Genomic DNA, 21,528 nt, shown 5'->3' on the forward strand with positions numbered 1-21,528 from the left:
TATCTCATCATGGAATCAAGCGTCTTTTTGATGCGTCGTCGCGCTTGCCTTCACCGCCGTGCCGCCGATATATGGCAGCGGCGCTTGGAGAGCGGAGGACATCATGGACGGCAGCTTGCAGAACATCGAAATCACAGGAAACTTCACGGCCGCCGCCTGGGACCGGATCAAGCCTCTCATGGCCGAGATCGAGCGATTGCCGCTCCTGGAACGGCTTTCGGACGGCACGCTGCCGCCGGAGGTTTTCCGTCACTACATCCTGCAGGACGCAATCTATCTGAAGCATTATGCCCGGTGCCTCGCCATCGTCGCGGCAAAGGCGCCCGACAATGCGCAGGTGCTGCGCTTCCTCGGTTCGGCGCAGAAGGCGATCACCGTCGAACAGGGCCTGCATGCAGGCTTCCTCTCGCAATTCGGCATTTCGAGCGCAGATGTGACGGCCGCAGAGCCCTCGCCTTCCTGCTTCGCCTATACGAATTTCCTTCTGGCGACCGCCTATCATAGGTCCTATGCTGTTGCGCTTTCGGCCATCCTGCCCTGCTTCTGGATCTACATGCATGTCGGCGAAGGCATCAAAGGCAGACCCGCGATCGAAGGCAATGTTTATCAGGCCTGGATCAACACCTATGGCGATCCGCAATTCGCCGCCGGCGCCCGCGAGGTGATCGCACTGACCGATATCGCCGCCCGCGCCGCATCGGAGACGGAGCGCGCCGAAATGATGGCCGTTTTCGTGCGCGCCTCGCAATATGAATGGATGTTCTGGGATTCGGCCTGGCGGCTGGAGAGCTGGCCGGTCTGACGCACGCCGGGCAGACCCGCAAAATAGCGTAAACTCCCGATTAATTACCGCTTTGCGGCAGGGGGCGGCGCTGCTATATGGCGCGCATGAGCACCAATTCGACCACTCCGCTGTCCCATATCCGCAACTTTTCGATCGTGGCCCATATCGACCACGGCAAATCGACGCTGGCCGACCGCCTGATCCAGACGACGGGCGGACTTGCCGAGCGCGAAATGTCCGAGCAGGTGCTCGACAATATGGAGATCGAGCGCGAACGCGGCATCACCATCAAGGCCCAGACCGTGCGCCTGCACTATCAGGCAAACAATGGCGAGAAATACATTCTCAACCTGATCGACACGCCCGGCCACGTCGATTTCGCCTATGAAGTCTCGCGGTCGCTGTCGGCCTGTGAGGGCTCGCTGCTGGTCGTCGACGCCAGCCAGGGCGTGGAAGCGCAGACGCTCGCCAATGTCTACCAGGCGATCGACAACAACCACGAGCTCGTCACCGTGCTCAACAAGATCGACCTGCCGGCCGCAGAGCCCGACCGCATCAAGGAACAGATCGAGGAAGTGATCGGCATCGACGCTTCCGAGGCCGTGCTGATTTCGGCCAAGACCGGCCTCGGCATTCCCGACGTGCTGGAAGCGATCGTCCACAAGCTGCCGGCGCCGAAGAGCCCCGGCGGTGAAAAGGCGCCGCTGAAGGCGCTGCTCGTCGACAGTTGGTACGACACCTATCTCGGCGTCATGGTTCTCGTGCGCGTCATCGACGGCGTGCTGACCAAGGGCCAGACGATCCGCATGATGGGCACCGATGCGAAATACCAGGTCGAACGCGTCGGCGTGCTGACGCCGAAGATGGTCAATGTCGACAGCCTCGGCCCCGGCGAGATCGGCTTCATCACCGCCTCGATCAAGGAAGTGGCCGATACACGCGTCGGCGATACGATCACCGAAGACAAGCGCCCGACCGCCGAAGCCCTGCCGGGCTTCAAGCCGGCGCAGCCGGTCGTCTTCTGCGGCCTCTTCCCTGTCGATGCCGCCGATTTCGAAGACTTGCGCGCGGCCATGGGCAAGCTTCGCCTCAACGACGCGTCCTTCTCCTTCGAAATGGAATCGTCGGCAGCCCTCGGCTTCGGCTTCCGCTGCGGCTTCCTCGGCCTGCTGCACCTCGAAATCATCCAGGAGCGCCTGGAGCGCGAGTTCGACCTCGACCTCATCGCAACAGCGCCTTCCGTCGTCTATCAGCTGACGATGACCGACGGCAGCGAGCGCGAACTGCACAATCCGGCCGACATGCCCGATGTCGTCAAGATTGCCGAAATCCGCGAGCCGTGGATCAAGGCGACAATCATGACGCCGGACGATTATCTCGGCGGCATCCTGAAACTCTGCCAGGACCGCCGCGGCATCCAGACCGAGCTGACCTATGTCGGCACCCGGGCGATGGTGACCTATGAACTGCCGCTGAACGAAGTCGTCTTCGACTTCTACGACCGGCTGAAATCAATCTCCAAGGGCTATGCATCCTTCGATTATCACCTCGAAGGCTACCGTGCAGGCAACCTCGTGAAGATGTCGATCCTCGTCAATGGCGAGCCGGTCGATGCACTCTCGATGCTTGTGCATCGCATGGCAGCTGAAAAGCGCGGCCGCGACATGTGCGAGCGGCTGAAGGAGCTTATTCCGAAGCACATGTTCAAGATCCCAATCCAGGCGGCGATCGGCGGCAACGTGATTGCCCGCGAAACCATCTCGGCGCTGCGCAAGGACGTGACGGCCAAGTGCTATGGCGGCGACGCCACTCGCAAGCGCAAACTGCTCGACAAGCAGAAGGAAGGCAAGAAGCGTATGCGCCAGTTCGGCAAGGTGGAGATTCCGCAGGAAGCCTTCATCGCCGCGCTGAAGATGGGCGACGAATAGCGCTTCTCAATATATCTTATGCGCATATGATTTGCGCATAAGACCGAGGAGAGCGTTATGACTCAGCAGGCGAGAAAAGCAGCGAACCTGTTTCTGGATGAAGGCCTAGTCGCTCAGGCTCGCGAGCTCAAGATCAACATATCCAGGGCGGCGGAAGAAGGTATCGCGAAAGCGATAAAAGCGGAACGCGAGCGGCTGTGGCGGATCGAGAACGCCGAGGCGATCCGGCTCGAAACCGAATATGTCGAAAAACACGGCCTGCCGCTCGCCAAGTACCGTCAGTTTTAGAGCGGTTCAGTTTTTCATTAAAGCGCAGAACCGCTATAAGTCTTGTATTACGCAATTCCTGACGGAAACACTTTTCCTGGAATTGCTTCATGCCACGCTTTCACATCTATCGCCTGAAAAGTGGGAATGTCCTTGCCGTCGACCTTTAAGCCAATCTGCTTGACGATCTGCCTTCACGAGTTATGGTTCCTTTGCATCCAGTCCAGGAATTGACTTGGACGATCTCGCGACTGAACCCACGCTTTCTCATTGAGAATGAACCATACGTAATGGCCACCCAGCGCATGGCGTCTGTCCCGACCTCGGAAATTGGAGAAGCCGTCACAGATCTATCGGGCAAAGGCGATGCCATCATCTGTGCCATGGACTTTCTCTTGCAAGGCTTCTGAGCCCTATCCCCTGCTCATATATTCCTTCACCAACCCCTCATAGGCGTCCATCTCGGGTAGCGCTTCGTAACTATACACCGCGCCGGTTTCAGCAAACGACAGCTTCTCGCTCGTCCATGTCTCGATGAACGGCGTGAACCAGCTCGGGTTATCGAGCATGGTGACGCGCAGATTGACGAACCAGTCCATGCCTTCTGGCCGGGTGAACATCCAGCTCATGCAGTGCGGACAGAAAAAATGCCTGGTGGCGCCGTGCAGGCCGCCGATAACAGGCTCGCCCTTCGTAACCTCGAAACCTTCGCTGGGGATGGCGGCACTCAGCGAATAGGCGCTCGCCGTCATCTTCTGGCAGCCTGTGCAATGGCAGGCCATGGCCAGCAGCGGCGGAGCGCTGATCTTCAAGCGCACCCGGCCGCAGCGGCAGCCGCCTTGCATGGGCAAATTCGGTAATGTCATGATATCTCTCCCCTTCCGTCCTCTGATCTAGAGGAGGCGGCGTCATTGTCGAGGGAGCGCACCGGTGCAAATCTCAAAAGCGGTTTATCGGACGCGCGGGATTGCCGATCACCGTTGCGCCCGCCGGCACATCCTTGGTGACGACGGCGCCCGCACCCACGATCGCACCATCGCCGATCGTCACGCCGCCGAGGATGATGGCGCCACCGCCGACCCAGACATCGCTGCCGATTGAGACCGGTCGGGCGATCTCGATTCCCCTACTGCGAAGCGCCGAATCCTTGTGATGCTCGGCGCAATAAATCTGCACGCCCGGTCCGAACATGGTGCGATCGCCGATCGTCACGCTGCCGGAATCGAGGATGGCGCAGCCGGAGTTGATATAGACGCGCTCGCCGAGGGTGATGTTGATGCCGTAGGAACAATGAAACGGCGCTTCGATAAAGATATCGAGGGCGGCCCGTGCAAAAAGCACCCTGAGGGCGGGGGCTGCGGCGCCGCGCTCGTCCGGCGGCAGCGTATTGTGGGCGTGGACGGCGAGCCGCGCCTGCCGGCGAAGGTGATCGAGTTCGTCATCCAGGCAGCAATACCACTCACCCGCCGCCATCTTCTCGCGTTCGCTTGCCGTCATCGCATCGCTCTTCAAGCCGGGACCTGCGACCGCATCTCGACCTCTTGCCGTTCGATCTGCCCGACCCAGGCGCGGGCGATGGCAAGGCCGGCGGCATCGGCAGCACCAGCATGCCGCGCAGCCAGTTCGGCATAGCTTTCCAGCCAACCAGGCGCGATGCGTTCTATCGTGTCAGGGAATTCCGCCTTCCACTGCTCGACCACCCTTCTGTCGGCCTCGAAATGAAACTGCGTGCCGTAGACGGCGCGGCCGATACGGAAGGCCTGGTTCTCGGCGACAGGGCTGGTCGCGAGACGAACGGCGCCTTTCGGCAGGGAAAAGGTGTCGGCATGCCACTCGAAGATGGTGAATTCGCCGCCAAGCGCCGAGAGCAGCGGATCGGAGCGGCCTTCATCAGTGACGCAGATGCTGTGCCAGCCGAATTCGCGAGCGGCTCCGAGATGGTTGTCGGCGCCATAGGCGCGGGCAAGAATCTGGCTGCCGAGGCAGATGCCGAGCACGGCCTTGCCGACATCGCCGAAGCGGCGCGCGAGCCGGGCGAGCTCCGGCAGATAAGGATGCGTCTCGTCATCCAGCGCGCTCTGCTCGCCGCCGAGAACGACCAGCGCGTCATGACCAGATATGTCCGGCGGTAGGATGCCATCCCGCCAGACCCGAAACCACTCGATCTCAGCACCCGCCTCGTCGAGCGCCGTGGCAAGCGCGCCGAGGCCGGTATTGCGCATATTTTCGACGACTGCGACTCGCATAGGTTCTCCCCGGTGGTCGGCAGTTAGAAACCATGCCGAAGAACGGCGCGCAAGATGCTTGCGCATGCGCGATTGCGTCTGCACGCCGCAAGCGCTTAAATCACGCCAAACGAAAGGAAAACGCCATGACCGAAAAAGCCCGCGTCTCGATCCTCTACTGCACCCAGTGCAACTGGCTGCTGCGCGCCGCCTGGATGGCGCAGGAGCTGCTGAGCACCTTTTCCGACAGTCTCGGCGAGGTGGCGCTGATCCCCGGCACCGGCGGCAATTTCGAAATCCGCGTCAGCGGGGATCTCATCTGGGAGCGTAAGCGCGACGGCGGCTTTCCCGGGCCGAAGGAGCTGAAGCAACGCGTCCGCGACATCATCGAGCCCGGCCGCGATCTCGGCCATGTCGACCGCGTCTCGCACGAAAGCTGACCAAGCAGGCTCAGCGATAGGGCGAGCGGCAGACCCTGTAGACGCCTTCATAGGTGAGGAAGTGATCCGTCCGCGGATTATAGGAACGGTATTCATTGGTGCACCAGGCGATGTGCTTGTTCAGATCCCGTGCCGGCTGCACCTGGCGCACCGGCGGCGGCTCATAGGTCAGCTGCGGCCGTCCCGCCGCGCCCGGCAGGTAATAGGTCGGCCCCGCGCCGCGCGGACGATAATTCGGCTGGACATAAGCCGGGCGATGCCATTGCTGCGGCCCAAAACCGAAGCAGCCGCGAAAATCGCAGAGCGTCGATCCCGTGTTGACCGGCCCGAGACCCGGCTTCGGCGAATCAGCGCCGGCCATGAGAGGCGCGAAAACGGCAAAAAGGCCGGCGAGCAGAAGCGTGCGAGCAGCAGGCATGAGGCATTCCTTTCGAGACTCCCTCTATATAGGGCGCCCGGACCGGAGCGCTATGGCTCCCCTCCGGCCGCTCCCTCGCATGTGATCGGTTGTTTTTTGCAGACTGTCAGGAAAACTTCAAAAACCCAGTTGACAGTCACGAGCCACCCCCTTACATCGCTCTCCGTCGCCCAGATGGCGGAATTGGTAGACGCGCAGGTTTCAGGTACCTGTGCCGCGAGGCGTGGAGGTTCGAGTCCTCTTCTGGGCACCATTTCCTTTTGATCGCTGCCAAGATCAAACATTCAAATCTTTCCAAAATTGCGCACTTGGCCCTGTTGACAGAGGCCATCGACCTGCTTGTCTGGATACCGGTTCCAAGAGTCGGCGCAGGTTGAAGGCCTGTCACGCCGCCATGTGTGATGTCGTCTTGCCGCTACCCGATACGACTGACAAAGCGGTAATGCCGGCTTCCCTGGCGGCGCGAAGAAGCAATTCCCTCAATTCCTCCATCCCGGCCTCTCCCGCGACGGCATCATCGCAAGCCTTCACGGCCGCGACATATTCCTCTCCATCGTCGAATGGCCAATCGATTATCAGCACTTCGGCTGCGTCTCGGAGCGTCTTGACCACCCTACGCTGACCGCCAAGAAAGAGGACAAGAGGTGCAAAATTCGGTGATGCGTTCCATTGCATGACACTTTCTCCCCAAAGGTTAGAATATTAGTAATGAAGCAAGAAGCATGCCGGGGAGCGGAAGGCGCGTTCGTTGCCCGATAGAGCAGCGCTTCATGAATGATTTGGGCAAAAGATGAATGAGCGGTGCGGACGCGGTTCCATCGTTCAGCGCATGGCCTGCGGAAAACTCCGCCGCGTCTTGCAGCATCCCGCAAGCCTCCGGCGGCCAACTCTCAGCCTGCAACTGACCATCATCGCACCGCCGTTTGGTACGATTCTCACCGCACCGGCTGGTAATGGCGGCGGAGCGGAACCTTTTCGCCCATGGTAACGAAGCCGTCGCGGTCGCAGACATACATCAGCGTCGGCATGCCGCCGGAGCGGAAGATTTCGTCATAGCGGCGGCGGATCTGGACGGTCTCGGTGCGGCAATTATAGGATTCCTCTTCCTTCTTGTCCGGCTGCGCCTTGACGCCGGGAAGGCCCTTGTAGGGATAGAGGGGTTGAACAGTCGAATCCACGGATTTCGTCCAGTCGACAGCGAAGGCTGACGGGGCGAGGCCGGACAGGACGCCGAGCGATATCAGAAGCATCATCAACAGCCGCATGGGAATTCTCCTGCCGGCGACAAACCGCTTCTTCCGCATGTAGGAAAATCGACGGCCCGCATCAAGCCGCTGCGGCGGGCGATTTCCTGAAATAGCCTCTGATGATGGGGTGACCGAAAAGACCGGCGAGGATGGCAAAGGCAGCGCCCAGGAAGAACCCGGCGAGGAAGCCGCCGATGATGCCGGCGACCATCAGGATCTTCTTTCCAGGGCCATCGGCCTTGACCGGCGGCTCGGCCGGCGAGATGACGCGGATGTTGCTCTGGCTGAGGTTCTGCTCCTCGCTCGTCTGGCTCGAGCGCTTGAGCACCGTCTCGTAAATATCGCGCGCCGCCGTTGCCTTGCGCTGCAATTCGTTCAGCTCCACCTGCTTGTCCGAGGTCGTCGCCTGCAGCGCCTTCTGAACGGCGAGCTCCTTGGCGACGCTATCCTCGGCAGCCTTGGCCTGCTCGTATTCGCCCTTTGCCGAGGTGGCGAGGCGCTGCAATTCGCCCCTGATTTCGCCTGCTATGCTCTGCAGCGAGGAGCGCGCCGCCTGCAGGCGCGGATGACGCGTGCCCATCTGGCTTTCGAGGCTGCCGACGGCGGCGGCCTGGGCGGCATATTGCTGACGCAAGCTGACGAGCGGCGAGGTGACGCCGCCCTCCGCCTGGCTGCCGGCAACGATGTCTTCGACGCGCAGATTGGCAACGGCATCGGCGCGGGCCTTCGCCTGGATGGTCTTTTCCTGCGCCGTCACCAAGAGCGTGTTCAGTGAGACGAGGCGCTGGTCGGAGATCAGATTGCCTTCGGTCGCGGCCATGTCGTTGTCGGCCCGGAAGGTTTCGACCGCCTGCTCGGCCTCCAGCACCTTCTGACGCAGGTCGGCAAGGCGTCCGTCGAGCGTCGAGGAGGTGTTTTCGTAGAGGCCGTTCGAGGCGCTGTTTTCCTCCTCGGTAAAGGAGGTGACCACCTGGTTGGCAAGCTTCGCGGATTTCTCGGGGTCGTTCGTCGTCGCGGCGAGCGAAACGACATAGGTGCCGGTCTGGCGGGTGATGACAAGCGCCTTCTGCAGGGCGCCGATCACGGCCGCGCCATCCGTCCTGCCGCCGTTGAATTCCGGATCCTGGTCGAGCTTCATCGCCTCGACGACGCGGCGCAGCACATTGCCCGAGGTCAGGATCTGCACCTGGCTGTCGATCAGCGCCGAGATCATCTCCGGCGACGGGCCCGAAGATTGCGCGCCAGCCTCGGCTAGGCCGATCTGACGCGGATCGAAATAAAGGCTGCTGACGGCAGTGAATTTCTGGCCGATCAGCGGCGCCACCACGCCGCCCCCGACGGCTCCAAAAAGGGCCAACACAAACACCACCAGCCGACGGCTCCAGATCGCCGCGATGCTGGAGCGGAGGTCGAGAAGCGCGGCGGCGGGCGCGGATGTGTCCTGCAGCGGCACATTGGCCACAGGCGGTTCTAGGGCCGCAGGCGGTTCGGCGGCAGCGGCGGACGGCGGCTCGGATCGACGGATGTCTGCAACCCGTGCCGACGGTGGCACGAAAGGCGGTGGGGCTGGCTTGGGCTCGGGACGGGCGAAATCATCCGGACGAATAACGGGACTGCGCGGGCGCACGCCTTCCGACGCAGTCGGAGACGGCTCGTAACTGCGCCAGCCGGGCAGCCGGCTTACCCTGTTCCTGTCATATTGACTCATACGCGCACTCGTGTCCCGCCCAGCGTGAAAGACTGAAGCCGAGGTGCTGCGACTTTAGAAATTCTTAGCTAACGGACCGTTAAGATAGGCGCAGCGACGTCGATGTTGCGATTTGCCGTGATTGCGAGGATAGCTATGAGGACGACACGACATCTGGCGGCGCTGCTGCTTGCGGCCGCCCTTATGCCGTCGCCGGCCTTTGCGGCCGGCGCGCCGTGTTATCGCGGCGTCAATCTTTCCGGCGGCGAATATGGCGAGCGCGGCGCCATCTACGGTACGAACTACATCTATCCGAGCGAGCAGACGATCCGCTATTTCGCCGAAAAGGGCATGACGATCATTCGGCTGCCCTTCCGCTGGGAGCGGCTGCAGCCGGCGCTCGGCGGGCGGCTGGACGAGGACGAACTCAAGCGGATCAAGGATACGGTCGGCCTGATCCGAAAGCGGGCCATGGCCGTTCTGCTCGACCCACATAATTTCGGCTATTACGATAAGGCGCAGATCGGCACCGCGCCGGCGACGGACGCTGCTTTCGCCGACTTCTGGGCAAGGCTCGCGGTCGAATTCGCCAATCAGGACGGCATTCTCTTCGGCCTGATGAACGAGCCGCACGACATCAAGGCCACCGACTGGCTCGATGCCGCCAACGCGGCGATCCGCGCCATCCGCGCCGTCGGCGCTCGCAACCTTATTCTGGTGCCGGGTACCGCCTGGAGCGGCGCTCACAGCTGGGAAGAGGATGTGATCGGCGGTGCCAACGGTACTGTCATGCTCGGCGTGCGCGACCCGCTCGATTTCTACGCTTATGAGGTCCATCAATATCTCGACGTCGATTCGTCGGGAACCCATGCCACCTGCGAAGGCGCCGCCACCGCGGTCGAGGCCATCACCGGCGTCACCGCCTGGCTGAAGCGGAACCATAAACGCGGTTTTCTTGGCGAATTCGGCGGTTCCGCCGACAAGGACTGCATGAGCGGCCTGACCAAGATCTACGCGACCATGTCCGGCAATAGCGATGTCTGGCTCGGCTGGTCCTATTGGGCGGCGGGCGAATGGTGGCCGGCGGACGAACCTTTCAACGTTCAGCCGGGCAAGGGCCTTGAGCGACCGCAGATGCGGCTTCTCGCCGCGTCGGCGAAAGCGGACGCTGGCGCCTGCACCGCCGTCAAGCCCATGGGGAATTGAACGTGGCGACAGTCGATCAGAAGGCAGCGACTTTCACGGTGTCGGGCAACCGCCTCGACGCGGCCGGGGGCGCGTCTCGCGTCGATCATGCGGTGCTCTGGCTCGGCCTGTTTTCGATGCTCTATAACGGCATTCTTGCCTTCATCAACCACAACATCATGCCGCTGTCGATGACGCATGTCGCCGCCAGCGAAGGCCTGATTCTGGCAAGCGCGATCATCTACATCCTTCATAAGGGGATCTACGAGACGGATCTGCCGGGCTTCCTGTTCCTGCTGTTCACGCTTGTCGTGACCATCTATGTCAGCGTGCTCAACCGCATGCCGTTCGTCGATCATTTCCGCAACGTGCTGATCATCTTCTGCTTTACCGGCCTCGGCGGCTGGAGCAACGAGAGAACGATGAAGCTGGCCTTCCGCTGGGCAAGCCTTGCGGTGCTGATCTTCCTGATCTTCGAGATCATCAGCGTGCCCTTCTATGTCAGCATCGTGCATCCGTCCAATTATTTCGCCAATACGCGCGGGCTGCTGCCGCTGAGCTACAACACGACAGGCCTGTTCCAGAACGCTCTCGGCTTTCCCGAGCGCTTTTCCTTCGGCATTATCGACCATCGCTCGTCGTCGATTTTTCTCGAACAAGTGTCGCTTGCCAATTTTTGCGGCGTGATCGCTATCTACCTGATTTCCATGTGGGAAAGACTGGGGCGCTGGGACCGGCTGCTCTTCATCAGCACGGCGGTGCTGATCCTGGTGACGAACGATACGCGCACAATGCTGATCTTCTGTTTTGCCTGTATCGTCGGCTATTTCGTCTTTCCGAAGATCCCGAGGAATTTCAATCTGGCGCTAATGCCGCTGATCGTTGCAGCGGGGTTCGTCGTCTATACCCTCAAACCCAATGCGACGGGCGACAATTTCACCGGCCGCATCAACCTGACGATGAAGAAGATCATGGAGCTCGATCCTCTCGCCGTACTCGGGCTTTCGGTCGACAGGGTCGCCGAGTTCGCCGACAGCGGTTATGTCTATCTGATCTACGCGGCGACGATCTTCGGCGTCGTCGCGCTCTGGCTATTCGTCTGCCTCTTCCCAGCCGGCCGTACGGCGGCGCAGCGGCGATGCGCCCATTCACTTTCTCTTTTCATTTTTCTGAATATGATGATCGGGGGGACCGCCGTTTTCTCGATGAAGATTGCCGGCCTCTTGTGGTTCGTCGTCGGGTATATGCGCTTCCACGACAGCCCGCGCATCCGGCAGGGTCGTGCGGCAGATGTACTGAGTTGACCGTAGCGGCACGGTGGAAACCGGCGTCCGCGAGCCCGAGGAGCAAGACGCTTCGATGCTTGTCCAGCTTCAATATCTGCGCGCTGTTGCGGCGCTGATGGTCGTTTATTTCCATGCGATATTGCAGCTTGCCAAGGTCAATCCCGCCATCGACGCCACGGCTTTTCTTTATGGCGAAACGGGCGTCGACATCTTTTTCGTGCTGAGCGGTTTCGTCATGTGGCTGACGACGAGCGGGCGCGCGATCAGCCCCAGCGATTTCGCCCGCCGCCGCCTCAGGAGGATCGTCCCGCTCTATTGGCTGGCAACCTTGTTTTCGGCGGCCGTGGCGCTGGTGGCGCCTTCACTGCTGAAATCCACGGTGTTCGACCTTCCGCATCTCATCGCCTCGCTGATGTTCCTGCCATGGGCCAATGCCGCCGATCCAAGCACGATCACCCCTGTCGTCGTGCCGGGCTGGACGCTGAATTACGAAATGTTCTTCTATTTTGTGTTTGCGTTGCTGCTGCCGCTCTCGGAAGCCCGCCGGATTCCAGCGATGTTCGCCGTCTTTGCCGTGATCCTGATTGCCTGCCGGCTGCTGCCGGAAACGACGGCCACCCGGTTCTACGGTCAGCCCATCATGCTGGAGTTCCTCGCCGGCGTCGTGCTCGGCTGGCTTTACGGGCAGAAGGTCCTTCTGCCGAACCGCTGGGCATGGGCGGCACTGGCCACGGGTTTTGTGTTCCTCTTCGTCAACGAAGCGCTGATGCCGCCGGAGAGCCGGTTCTACGCCTGGGGAATCCCGGCGATCTTCATCATCTACGGGGCAGTTTCCATCGACTTTTCCCGGTTGCCGGTTCTGGCATGGCTGAACTATCTCGGCGACTGCTCCTACAGCATCTACATCACCCACGCCTTCACACTCGCTTTCCTGAGGGTGGCTTCGGACCGCCTGCCGATCGGCATCCTGCAGCAGCCGCTGCTCTTCGTGGTCCTGGCGCTGGTGCTTTCGTCGATCGGCGGCGCAATCGTCCATGAAATCACCACGCCGCGTCGGAAGGTGGCCGTGGCAGGCCGTCCGCCGGCCTAACCCATCGGATTCACTTCCTGTCCTTCACATCCTTGGTTTCCCGCCTCTCGATGTCGCAAATTGCTCATCAGCTTTCAGCGACATGCTTTAGTTTCATTCACTGAAGGCGAGAACACACATCCGTGCGGCGCTGGCGGCACAGCGTTTTGAGCAACATCTCCTAAGCTGATGTCGCGATGAGAGAACTTGCAGGAACGTGATGGTTTATCTTGCAATTTGTCGCATAAATGAAAGTGCGCCGGCCTATTCGCGGCACGGGCTTTGATCTAAGCACGGGCTGCGGCCTCCAAGAGGGAAAAGGGAGAGACATGAAAAGCTATGTATTGACGGTATCCTGCAAGTCGACGCGCGGCATCGTCGCAGCGATTTCGAGCTATCTGGCCGAGAAGGGCTGCAACATCATCGACTCCAGCCAGTTCGACGATCTCGATACCGGCAGGTTCTTCATGCGCGTCAGCTTCATTTCCGAGGAAGGACTTTCCGGTTCCGCAATCAGCGCCGATTTTGCCGCCGTCGCCGCGCCCTTCGAGATGGAATACGACTTCCACGACAGCGAGAGCCGCATGAAGGTGCTGTTGATGGTGTCGCGCTTCGGCCATTGCCTCAATGACCTACTCTACCGCTGGAAGATCGGCGCCCTGCCGATCGACATCGTCGGCGTCGTCTCCAACCATTTCGATTATCAGAAGGTCGTGGTCAATCATGACATCCCCTTCCACCACATCAAGGTGACGAAGGAGAACAAGCCGCAGGCCGAAGCCCAGCTCGTCGACCTCGTCGAGCAGACCGGCACCGAACTGATCGTGCTTGCCCGCTACATGCAGGTTCTCTCCGACCAGCTCTGCAAGCAGATGTCGGGCAAGATCATCAACATCCACCACTCCTTCCTGCCGAGCTTCAAGGGCGCCAATCCCTACAAGCAGGCCTACCAGCGCGGCGTCAAGCTGATCGGCGCAACCGCCCATTACGTCACCGCCGATCTCGACGAAGGTCCGATCATCGAGCAGGACACCGCCCGCATCACCCATGCGCAGTCGCCCGACGACTATGTCTCGATCGGCCGCGACGTCGAAAGCCAGGTGCTGGCGCGCGCCATCCACGCCCATATCCATCACCGCACCTTCATCAACGGCAATCGCACAGTCGTCTTCCCGGCCAGCCCCGGAAGCTACGCCTCAGAACGCATGGGGTGATTCGGCCGAGGCCGCGCCTCTCTTTTGCTGGCGGACAACAATCTCCCGTTGCCTGCCGGCGGCAAGTATTTGATTATCGCGCCTAAGGGGTAATCGAATCATGCTGCGGGAGGGGTGTCATGACCGACGAGGCGCTTGTTGATCGCATGACGCTGCCGCGTCCCGACGTTACCGTTGCTGACGCAGAAGAAATCCTTCTTGCCCATTATAGCCTATCCGGCATTCTCTCCGAACTCGGCAGCCAGCAGGATCGGAACTACCGCCTCGACAGTGATCGCGGCCGATACGTCCTGAAGATCTGCCACGCCGCCTACGAGGCCCGCGAGCTCGAGGCGCAGAATGCCGCGCTCCATCATCTCAAGAGCCGGCAGGACGCGCCACGTGTTCCGAAGGTGATCGCCACGAATGACGGGCGGGAAATTGTCGTCCTTACGGTGCGCGGGCGGGACTATCAGGTCCGGCTGCTGGAATATCTGGAAGGCCAGGGACTGACGGAGATGAGATATCTGGCGCCGGCGTCCGTCGCGGCGCTTGGCGCGCTCTGCGCGAGACTGGCGCAGGCGCTTGCCGATTTCGACCATCCCGGCCTCGACCGTAACCTGCAGTGGGATTTGCGACGCGCCGGCCCTGTCGCGGTACAGCTGCTGTCCGCCATCACCGACAGCGCTGCCCGCGACCGGATCGCCAAAACCATGGTGATGGCCGTTCGCCGCATCCAGCCCTTGGCGCCGTCGCTTCGGCTTCAGGCCGTCCATCACGACGTCACCGGCGACAATGTCGTCGGCCATCGCGACGCCCGTGGCCACACGATCCCTGATGGCGTGATCGATTTCGGCGACATCATCCGCGGCTGGCTGGTCGGCGATCTTGCCGTCACCTGCGCTTCGCTGCTGCATCAGGCGAATGGCGATCCCTTTCATATCCTGCCCGCCGTCACCGCCTATCAGGCGATCTATCCGCTGACCGACGAAGAACTGAAAGCACTGTGGCCGTTGATCGTCGCACGCGCGGTCATCCTCGTCGCCAGCAGCGAACAGCAGATGTCGATCGATCCCGATAACGATTATGTCCGCAGCAATCTCGACCGCGAGCGGGCGATCTTCGATACGGCGATGTCGGTTCCTTTCGAACTCATGGAAGCTGCGATCCTCAAGGCCGCAGGCGCTGATGTCGCCGCCCCGTCGGCATCAGAATGGCTTCCCTTGCTGCCCGATATCGACCCCACCACGATCGCCTATGTCGACCTTGGCGTAGGAAGTGCCCATTTTTCCGCAGGCAACTGGCTGGACGCCGACATGGATTGGCGGCTGCTTGCCCGGGCTGCAACCGAAAACGGGACGGCGGCGACGCGCTATGGTGAATATCGGCTTTCCCGCGCTGCCCTCGGAAACACGAGGGCACAGGCGACCTTCGCCCTGCATGTCGACATCTGCCTTGCTGCAGGAAGTGCGGTCGCAGCGCCCTTTGCCGGCCGCATCGGCTGGAAGGACCACCATCTGACACTGACGGACGACAGCATGACCTTACACCTCGATGGGCTCGACCCTTTGATCGAGGGTGGGGTCGAGGATGGCGCCGTGCTTGCCGCCGGCGATCCGCTCGGTTGGGTTTTCGGAGAGACTTCGTCGCTCGGTGGCCTGCGCCTCCAGCTCTGCAGCGTCGTGGGCCTCGAACCGCCGCTCTTTGCCACGCCGCGCGAGGCAGCCGCCTGGTCGGTGCTCTGCCCTTCGCCTTTATCCCTTCTCAGCCCGGGAGTGGATGCGCCGCAACCGGAGACCGCCGAACTGCTCGTCAGGCGGCAGGCTCATCTCGCCGGCCCCCAGAAGAACTATTATGCCGCGCCGCCGCAGATCGAGCGCGGCTGGAGGGAACATCTGTTCGATGTCGAGGGCCGCGCCTATCTCGACATGGTCAACAATGTCACGATTGTCGGCCACGGCCATCCCAGACTGGCGGCGGCAATCAACGCCCAATGGCTGCGGCTCAATACGAATTCACGCTTCCACTATGCGGCGATTGCGGAGTTTTCCGAGCGTCTCGCGGCGCTCGCGCCTGATGGCCTCGATGCGGTCTTCCTCGTCAACAGCGGCTCCGAGGCGAACGATCTGGCGATTCAACTGGCACAGGCCCATAGCGGCGCCCGCAACATGCTCTGCCTGCTCGAAGCCTATCATGGCTGGTCGGCGGCGAGCGACGCCGTCTCCACGTCGATCGCCGACAATCCGCTGGCGCTGACCACCCGACCGGATTGGGTGCATGCCGCCGTTTCGCCGAATACCTATCGCGGCGCGTTTCGCGGACCCGACACGGCGGCGAGCTACCTGGCCGCCGTCAAGCCGATACTCGAGACGATCGACGCCGGCGGCGAAGGCCTTGCGGGCTTCATCTGCGAATCGGTCTACGGCAATGCCGGCGGCATTCCGTTGCCGGAAGGGTACCTGAAGGAGATCTACGCCGAGGTGCGCGCCCGCGGCGGGCTCTGCATCGCCGACGAGGTGCAGGTCGGTTACGGCAGGCTCGGCCATTATTTCTGGGGCTTCGAACAGCAAGGGGTCGTGCCCGATATCATCACTATCGCCAAGGGCATGGGCAATGGCCATCCGCTCGGCGCCGTCATCACCAGACGGGAGATTGCGCAGTCGGTGGAGAAGCAAGGGCCTTTCTTCTCCTCCACCGGCGGCAGCCCGGTCAGCTGCGTCGCCGGCATGACGGTGCTCGATATCATGGCTGAGGAGAAGCTGCAGGAAAATGTCCGCACGGTCGGCGATCATTTGAAGGCGCGGCTTGCCGCGCTGATCGATCGGCACGCGATCGCCGGCGCCGTCCACGGCATGGGTCTCTATCTCGGCCTGGAATTCGTCCGCGACAGAACGACGCTTGAGCCGGCGACGGAAGAGACGGCGGCGATCTGCGACCGGCTTCTCGAGCTCGGTATCGTCATGCAGCCGACCGGCGATCACCAGAATGTGCTGAAGATCAAGCCGCCGCTCTGCCTCAGTATCGAAGGCGCGGATTTCTTCGCAGACATGCTGGAAAAGGTGCTCCAGGAAGGCTGGTGATCCATGCTTTCGGACGTTAACCAAATCGGTCATTTCGAGGCATCTCGATTTTTAACGATGAGGCCCATTGCCGGAATCGGACAGACTTCCTATTTCTGCTGCGGCGATCGAAAGAGTTTCGATTCTGTCATGCGAATTTTACGAAGAGCTGATATGTTTCCTTCTGTAAGTTCGGGCCAGGATGGAATGAATTTTTTCGGATCGTCGATATTTTGACACGTTTCGGAATATGTTTCCGACAGGCTGTCGAGTAATCTCTACTAAGTTAGTAGATATTGAAGACAGCAATCACCGGCCCCGGGGCTCTTCCGGGACCATCGAGCGCAACGCCAACGAAAGGAACGAGACATGATAGACATCGAAATTCTCGCCACTCTCCTTGGGCGATCTGTGCTTGGCAATGACCGTCCGGGCGCCCTCTCCCGCCCGAACTGTCGAATGTGACGTTCGTCCTCCTTTCAACGGTACCAGACAAGTCAATTCGCCATGGCTGCGCATGCCCGCGCGGCAGGAGTTCTATCTATGAAGAAGCAAGTTATCGAATATGCAGGCGTTCCCGTCGGCATCGTTATCCCCGACGAAGATCGGCTGAAGTTCATCGCCGTGAAATTCCATGTCCACGACCTCGATGAGCAGCGGTTCGGTTCGCCCGACGAGGTGCGGCTGGCCATCCACGACCTGATGACCCGCCGTCATCCGAAGCCGCTTCATGCCTGACGGCATGCGGCCGCTACCGACTTTCGCGGCTTTTCCGATGTGACCGGTCCTGCCAGAAGGGCCGGTCTTGTTTTTTGAGGGCAATTGCAGTCCTATCGGCCGTATCAGCGCCACCAGGACCAGCCCTTGCCCGATCTTATCAATCTGCTCACCGACATCGAAGGCGTTTCCGTCGGCCATGCGACCGACCTCGTGCTGGGATCCGGAGTCACGGTCATTGTCTTCGACGAGCCGGCGGTTGCCTCCGGCGCAGTGCTCGGCGGCGCGCCGGGCGGGCGCGACACCAGCCTGCTCGACCCGTCGATGACCGTCAGCACCGTCGACGCCTTCGTGCTCTCGGGCGGCTCGGCCTTCGGGCTCGACGCGGCCGGCGGCGTGCAGGCGGGGCTGCGTGAGATCGGCCGTGGCTTTGCCGTCGGGCCGGTGCGCATCCCGATCGTCCCACAGGCGATCCTGATGGACCTGCTGAATGGTGGCGACAAGGATTGGGGGCTGCACTCGCCCTATCGCGACATGGGCTATCAGGCGTTGAAAGCAGCCGCCAAGGGCACATTCGCGCTCGGCACCGCAGGCGCCGGTACCGGGGCGACGACAGCCACCTTCAAGGGCGGGCTCGGCTCAGCCAGCGCCGTCAGCAGCGCCGGCCATCGCGTCGCAGCCATTGTCGCAGTCAATGCATTGGGCTCGGCAACGATCGGCGACGGGCCGCATTTCTGGGCGGCACCTTTCGAGCAAGACGGCGAATTCGGCGGGCTCGGCAGGCCCGGCGTGGCCGACCACCGAATGCGGCTTAAGGGCATGAACACGCCGGCGACGACGATCGGCGCCGTCGTCACCGACGCGCAGCTGACGAAGGCCGAGGCGCACCGGCTTTCGCTGGCCGGCCATGACGGCTTTGCCCGGGCGCTGCTGCCGGCGCATCTGCCGCTCGACGGCGATACCGTCTTTGCCGCGTCGACGGCCAAGCATGCCAGGGACGACATAGCCAGCCTGATGGAGCTTTGCCACCTCGCCACGATCGTCATGGCGCGGGCGATCGCCCGTGGTGTCCACGCGGCAACCGCTTTGCCGGTCGAGGGCGCGCAAAAGGCCTGGCGCGACCGCTACCCGAACGCCGATTGATTGGATAGGGTCAAAACCCGGACAGGGCGAATAGGCCGAATGGCGGAGAGACGTGAATGCAGATCCGGGCGCTGATGTATTTCGACGAGCTGGTCAGGACCAATTCCATGCGCCAGGCGGCCGAGAACCTCAATGTCGCGCCGACGGCGATCAGCCGGCAGATCGAGAACCTAGAATATCATTTCGGCGCGCCGCTGGTCGAACGCAGCGCCCGCGGCGTCAAGCTGACGGCGGCCGGCGAGCTTCTCGCTGCCCGCGCCGGCCGGACGCTGCGCGAGCTCGATCACGTGCAGCAGCTGATCGAAGACCTGAAGGGACTGCAGCGCGGCCGTGTCAGCATCTATGCCAATGGCGCCACCGTCGCCAATCTCTTGGCGCCGGCGCTTGCCGAGTTCAGCCTGAAATATCCGCAGCTGCGTTTCACCGTGACGATCACCAGCGCGCGGCAGGCGGTCGATGCCGTCAACAGCGCCGAAGCCGATATTGCGGTGACGCTGTTTGCGGTGACGCTGTTTGCGCCCGTCATATCAGGCACCAAGGTGCGGCTGCGCTCCGAGATCGCCTATGATTTCATTGTCACGCCGCAGCATCCGGCTGCCGCCCTTGCCGAAATCCCCATCCGGGAACTCGCCGATTACCCATTGGCGCTGCCGGATCAATCCTTCGGTTTCCGCCAAGCCTTCGATGCGCTGTTCGAGAAGGAGGGGCTCAGCCTCGATCCCGTCTTCGTCACCAGCTCGCTCGAAATGCTGAAGGAACTGGTGCTCAGCGGGGCTGCGGCGACGCTGCTGCCGGCGCTGACCGTCCGCCGCGAAATCGAAGCGGGCCAGCTCCTGGCCATTCCGCTTGCCGGAAAGACCGGCATCCGCACCCATGTCGATCTCTGCGTCGCGCCGGACCGGCAGCTGTCCTTCGCGGCGACGAAACTGCTCGACTTCATCGAGAGGTTCATGCGCGAGCGCACGGACGGCCGAGCCGGGACCAAAGACTGACGCTTCAAGCTTGCGTTGGCCGCGATTTCATGTGTAGCTTTTTCGGCCACACAGAGCGCACAAAATCGTCATTGTGTGTGCACTTCTGTGGTGCAATCTATTCGCAAAGGCCTTCGTCATCGACGCAAGGCCAGACAAGGGAACCATGATGAACAAGCTTTCGTTTGCGCCTTCGCGTTTCCTCAGGCGGCTTTCCCTCGCTGCCGCGCTTTCGGCCGGTCTGGTGATGACGATCATGACGCCGGCGGAAGCGGCCAAGACCACCCTCACCCTCGGCATGAGCGTCGAGCCGGCCGGCCTCGACCCGACGATCGCGGCACCGGTTGCGATCGGCCAGGTCACCTGGCAGAACGTGTTCGAGGGGCTGGTGACGATTGATCAGACCGGCAAGGTCCAGCCGCAGCTGGCGAAAAGCTGGGAGATCTCTCCCGATGGCCTGACCTATACGTTCAAGCTGCAGACCGGCGTCAAATTCCACGACGGCGAGGCCTTCGATGCCGCGAGCGCCAAGTTTTCGCTCGACCGCGCCCGCGGCGCGGATTCGGTCAATCCGCAGAAACGCTTCTTCGCCTCGATCGCCTCGATCGATACGCCCGATGCCGAAACCCTGGTGCTGCATCTCTCGGCGCCGACCGGCAGCCTGATCTACTGGCTCGGGTGGCCGGCCTCGGTGATTGTCGGGCCGAAGACGGCCGCCGACGACAAGGTGACGCCGATCGGCACCGGCCCCTTCAAATTCGCCAGCTGGGCGAAGGGCGACAGGGTCGAACTGGCCAGGAATGACGACTACTGGGACAAGGATGCGGCCGCCAAGCTCGACAAGGTGACCTTCCGCTTCATCGCCGATCCGCAGGCGCAGGCGGCGGCGCTGAAATCCGGCGATCTCGATGCCTTTCCGGAATTTGCCGCGCCCGAGCTGATGAGTTCCTTCGACGGCGATACCAGACTCATCACCAAGGTCGGCAATACCGAACTCAAGGTCGTCGCCGGCATGAACAATGCGAAGAAGCCCTTCGACGACAGGCGCGTCCGCCAGGCGCTGATGATGGCGATCGACCGCAAGACCGTGATCGAAGGCGCATGGTCCGGCCTCGGCACGCCGATCGGCAGCCACTACACGCCGAACGATCCGGGCTACAAGGACATGACCGGCGTGCTGCCCTATGATGTCGAAAAGGCAAAGGCGCTGCTTACTGAGGCCGGCTACCCCAACGGCTTCACCTTCACGATCAAATCGCCGCAGATGGCCTATGCGCCACGCAGCGCCCAAGTGATGCAGGCGATGTTTGCCGAGATCGGCGTGACGATGAACATCGAGCCGACGGAGTTTCCGGCGAAATGGGTGCAGGACGTCATGAAGGATCGCAACTTCGACATGACGATCGTCGCCCATGCCGAACCGCTCGACATCGACATCTATGCGCGCGATCCCTATTATTTCAATTATAAGAACCCGGCCTTCGACGCGCTGATGAAGAAGGTCCAGGAGACGGCCGATCCTGCGGCGCAGAATGCGATCTATGGGGAGGCGCAGAAGATTCTCGCCGAAGACGTGCCGGCGCTCTACCTTTTCGTCATGCCGAAACTCGGTGTCTGGGACAGGAAGTTGAAGGGACTATGGGAGAACGAGCCGATTCCCTCCAATGTGCTTTCCGGTGTTTCCTGGGACGAGTGAGCGGTAGGCTCGGTAGGGGTGCGATGAGGTGATGGCCTTGGAGAGATCCGACATACATTTGGCCGATATGGCACGCAGCCCTCTCCCTCCCTCACCAGGCCAGTTCAGTCCGGGCCGGCATTGTTTGGTTTTGTTGCCGTATGGTATTCCTGGCATGGGCATCTGCGCGCTGATTGCCTCCTCCCGCCAGCCCCACGCTCCGTCATGCTCGGG

At 61.6% G+C, this 21,528-nt stretch carries 20 protein-coding genes, 1 tRNA gene and 1 pseudogene; 15 read left to right on the forward strand and 7 right to left on the reverse strand.

Annotation, left to right across the window (positions count from 1 at the left end):
* The first annotated feature begins 103 nt into the window (after nt 1-103).
* The 4 genes and pseudogenes from tenA (at nt 104) to FHT70_RS10140 (ending at nt 3,389) form a co-directional block, all read left to right on the forward strand.
* Complete coding sequence (tenA, locus tag FHT70_RS10125; protein WP_183700685.1) at nt 104-802, forward strand: thiaminase II; 699 nt, start codon at nt 104-106, stop codon at nt 800-802.
* Nucleotides 803-879: 77 nt separating this feature from the next.
* Nucleotides 880-2,712: a translation elongation factor 4 gene (lepA, locus tag FHT70_RS10130; protein WP_085776615.1), complete on the forward strand. Its 1,833-nt coding sequence runs from the start codon at nt 880-882 to the stop codon at nt 2,710-2,712.
* Between the two features lie 57 nt (nt 2,713-2,769).
* On the forward strand, nt 2,770-3,000 hold the full coding sequence (locus FHT70_RS10135) for a type II toxin-antitoxin system CcdA family antitoxin (protein WP_097599547.1): 231 nt from the start codon (nt 2,770-2,772) through the stop codon (nt 2,998-3,000).
* 89 nt (nt 3,001-3,089) lie between these two features.
* Nucleotides 3,090-3,389, forward strand: a pseudogene (locus FHT70_RS10140) (CcdB family protein).
* A gap of 3 nt (nt 3,390-3,392) precedes the next feature.
* Here the strand turns inward: FHT70_RS10140 and FHT70_RS10145 are convergent.
* From FHT70_RS10145 to FHT70_RS10155, 3 genes are all read right to left on the reverse strand, one after another.
* Nucleotides 3,393-3,845, reverse strand: coding sequence for a GFA family protein (locus FHT70_RS10145; protein WP_183700687.1), 453 nt, complete (start codon nt 3,843-3,845; stop codon nt 3,393-3,395).
* A 73-nt stretch (nt 3,846-3,918) separates the two neighbouring features.
* A complete protein-coding gene (locus FHT70_RS10150; protein WP_183700689.1) occupies nt 3,919-4,476 on the reverse strand; it encodes a sugar O-acetyltransferase in 558 nt (185 codons plus the stop codon).
* An 11-nt stretch (nt 4,477-4,487) separates the two neighbouring features.
* Nucleotides 4,488-5,225, reverse strand: a complete 738-nt coding sequence (locus FHT70_RS10155) for a type 1 glutamine amidotransferase (protein ID WP_183700691.1) — start codon at nt 5,223-5,225, stop codon at nt 4,488-4,490.
* Nucleotides 5,226-5,350: 125 nt separating this feature from the next.
* On the opposite strand from FHT70_RS10155, the gene FHT70_RS10160 reads away from it, so the two are divergent.
* Nucleotides 5,351-5,644 carry a SelT/SelW/SelH family protein gene (locus FHT70_RS10160; protein WP_183700694.1) on the forward strand — a complete coding sequence of 98 codons (294 nt, stop codon included), beginning with the start codon at nt 5,351-5,353 and terminating at the stop codon, nt 5,642-5,644.
* Nucleotides 5,645-5,654: 10 nt separating this feature from the next.
* Here FHT70_RS10160 and FHT70_RS10165 read toward each other — a convergent pair whose 3' ends face one another.
* A complete protein-coding gene (locus FHT70_RS10165) occupies nt 5,655-6,062 on the reverse strand; it encodes a BA14K family protein (RefSeq protein ID WP_183700696.1) in 408 nt (135 codons plus the stop codon).
* Nucleotides 6,063-6,230: 168 nt separating this feature from the next.
* On the opposite strand from FHT70_RS10165, the gene FHT70_RS10170 reads away from it, so the two are divergent.
* Nucleotides 6,231-6,315 (forward strand) — tRNA-Leu (locus tag FHT70_RS10170).
* 131 nt (nt 6,316-6,446) lie between these two features.
* Here FHT70_RS10170 and FHT70_RS10175 read toward each other — a convergent pair.
* The 3 genes from FHT70_RS10175 to FHT70_RS10185 form a co-directional block, all read right to left on the reverse strand.
* A complete protein-coding gene (locus FHT70_RS10175) occupies nt 6,447-6,737 on the reverse strand; it encodes a DUF982 domain-containing protein (RefSeq protein ID WP_097599552.1) in 291 nt (96 codons plus the stop codon).
* A 260-nt stretch (nt 6,738-6,997) separates the two neighbouring features.
* Entirely contained in the window at nt 6,998-7,327 is a 330-nt protein-coding gene (locus tag FHT70_RS10180; protein WP_183700698.1) for a hypothetical protein, read from the reverse strand.
* A 61-nt stretch (nt 7,328-7,388) separates the two neighbouring features.
* The gene (locus FHT70_RS10185; protein ID WP_183700700.1) at nt 7,389-9,017 is read right to left on the reverse strand and encodes a GumC family protein; all 1,629 of its coding nucleotides are present in this window, start codon (nt 9,015-9,017) and stop codon (nt 7,389-7,391) included.
* Nucleotides 9,018-9,152: 135 nt separating this feature from the next.
* Between FHT70_RS10185 and FHT70_RS10190 the strand changes: the two genes are divergently transcribed.
* The 9 genes from FHT70_RS10190 (at nt 9,153) to FHT70_RS10230 (ending at nt 21,315) form a co-directional block, all read left to right on the forward strand.
* Nucleotides 9,153-10,202: a glycoside hydrolase family 5 protein gene (locus FHT70_RS10190; protein WP_183700702.1), complete on the forward strand. Its 1,050-nt coding sequence runs from the start codon at nt 9,153-9,155 to the stop codon at nt 10,200-10,202.
* 2 nt (nt 10,203-10,204) lie between these two features.
* Nucleotides 10,205-11,485: a hypothetical protein gene (locus FHT70_RS10195; RefSeq protein WP_183700704.1), complete on the forward strand. Its 1,281-nt coding sequence runs from the start codon at nt 10,205-10,207 to the stop codon at nt 11,483-11,485.
* Between the two features lie 55 nt (nt 11,486-11,540).
* Nucleotides 11,541-12,557, forward strand: a complete 1,017-nt coding sequence (locus FHT70_RS10200) for an acyltransferase (protein WP_183700706.1) — start codon at nt 11,541-11,543, stop codon at nt 12,555-12,557.
* A gap of 308 nt (nt 12,558-12,865) precedes the next feature.
* Nucleotides 12,866-13,750, forward strand: coding sequence for a formyltetrahydrofolate deformylase (purU, locus tag FHT70_RS10205; protein WP_183700708.1), 885 nt, complete (start codon nt 12,866-12,868; stop codon nt 13,748-13,750).
* Nucleotides 13,751-13,869: 119 nt separating this feature from the next.
* Nucleotides 13,870-16,809 (forward strand): aminotransferase, encoded by a 2,940-nt coding sequence (locus FHT70_RS10210; RefSeq protein WP_183700710.1) that lies wholly within the window; start codon nt 13,870-13,872, stop codon nt 16,807-16,809.
* A gap of 522 nt (nt 16,810-17,331) precedes the next feature.
* Complete coding sequence (locus FHT70_RS10215; RefSeq protein ID WP_003544544.1) at nt 17,332-17,526, forward strand: hypothetical protein; 195 nt, start codon at nt 17,332-17,334, stop codon at nt 17,524-17,526.
* Between the two features lie 126 nt (nt 17,527-17,652).
* A complete protein-coding gene (locus FHT70_RS10220; protein WP_183700712.1) occupies nt 17,653-18,648 on the forward strand; it encodes a P1 family peptidase in 996 nt (331 codons plus the stop codon).
* A gap of 56 nt (nt 18,649-18,704) precedes the next feature.
* On the forward strand, nt 18,705-19,640 hold the full coding sequence (locus tag FHT70_RS10225) for a LysR family transcriptional regulator (protein ID WP_183700714.1): 936 nt from the start codon (nt 18,705-18,707) through the stop codon (nt 19,638-19,640).
* A 148-nt stretch (nt 19,641-19,788) separates the two neighbouring features.
* Nucleotides 19,789-21,315, forward strand: a complete 1,527-nt coding sequence (locus FHT70_RS10230; RefSeq protein WP_183700716.1) for an ABC transporter substrate-binding protein — start codon at nt 19,789-19,791, stop codon at nt 21,313-21,315.
* The last annotated feature ends 213 nt before the right edge of the window (nt 21,316-21,528 follow it).

It is taken from the genome of Rhizobium sp. BK049 (genome assembly GCF_014193135.1).
Lineage (GTDB): Bacteria > Pseudomonadota > Alphaproteobacteria > Rhizobiales > Rhizobiaceae > Rhizobium.

Excerpts from the sequence above, each read along its gene's own strand:
- FHT70_RS10145 (WP_183700687.1), bottom strand. The coding sequence starts at position 3,845 with ATGACATTACCGAATTTGCCCATGCAAGGCGGCTGCCGCTGCGGCCGG.
- FHT70_RS10175 (WP_097599552.1), bottom strand. The coding sequence starts at position 6,737 with ATGCAATGGAACGCATCACCGAATTTTGCACCTCTTGTCCTCTTTCTT.
- purU (WP_183700708.1), top strand. The coding sequence starts at position 12,866 with ATGAAAAGCTATGTATTGACGGTATCCTGCAAGTCGACGCGCGGCATC.
- FHT70_RS10160 (WP_183700694.1), top strand. The coding sequence starts at position 5,351 with ATGACCGAAAAAGCCCGCGTCTCGATCCTCTACTGCACCCAGTGCAAC.
- FHT70_RS10210 (WP_183700710.1), top strand. The coding sequence starts at position 13,870 with ATGACCGACGAGGCGCTTGTTGATCGCATGACGCTGCCGCGTCCCGAC.
- FHT70_RS10225 (WP_183700714.1), top strand. The coding sequence starts at position 18,705 with ATGCAGATCCGGGCGCTGATGTATTTCGACGAGCTGGTCAGGACCAAT.
- FHT70_RS10150 (WP_183700689.1), bottom strand. The coding sequence starts at position 4,476 with ATGACGGCAAGCGAACGCGAGAAGATGGCGGCGGGTGAGTGGTATTGC.
- FHT70_RS10200 (WP_183700706.1), top strand. The coding sequence starts at position 11,541 with ATGCTTGTCCAGCTTCAATATCTGCGCGCTGTTGCGGCGCTGATGGTC.
- FHT70_RS10215 (WP_003544544.1), top strand. The coding sequence starts at position 17,332 with ATGAAGAAGCAAGTTATCGAATATGCAGGCGTTCCCGTCGGCATCGTT.
- tenA (WP_183700685.1), top strand. The coding sequence starts at position 104 with ATGGACGGCAGCTTGCAGAACATCGAAATCACAGGAAACTTCACGGCC.
- FHT70_RS10185 (WP_183700700.1), bottom strand. The coding sequence starts at position 9,017 with ATGAGTCAATATGACAGGAACAGGGTAAGCCGGCTGCCCGGCTGGCGC.
- FHT70_RS10135 (WP_097599547.1), top strand. The coding sequence starts at position 2,770 with ATGACTCAGCAGGCGAGAAAAGCAGCGAACCTGTTTCTGGATGAAGGC.
- lepA (WP_085776615.1), top strand. The coding sequence starts at position 880 with ATGGCGCGCATGAGCACCAATTCGACCACTCCGCTGTCCCATATCCGC.
- FHT70_RS10155 (WP_183700691.1), bottom strand. The coding sequence starts at position 5,225 with ATGCGAGTCGCAGTCGTCGAAAATATGCGCAATACCGGCCTCGGCGCG.
- FHT70_RS10180 (WP_183700698.1), bottom strand. The coding sequence starts at position 7,327 with ATGCGGCTGTTGATGATGCTTCTGATATCGCTCGGCGTCCTGTCCGGC.
- FHT70_RS10190 (WP_183700702.1), top strand. The coding sequence starts at position 9,153 with ATGAGGACGACACGACATCTGGCGGCGCTGCTGCTTGCGGCCGCCCTT.
- FHT70_RS10165 (WP_183700696.1), bottom strand. The coding sequence starts at position 6,062 with ATGCCTGCTGCTCGCACGCTTCTGCTCGCCGGCCTTTTTGCCGTTTTC.
- FHT70_RS10230 (WP_183700716.1), top strand. The coding sequence starts at position 19,789 with ATGAACAAGCTTTCGTTTGCGCCTTCGCGTTTCCTCAGGCGGCTTTCC.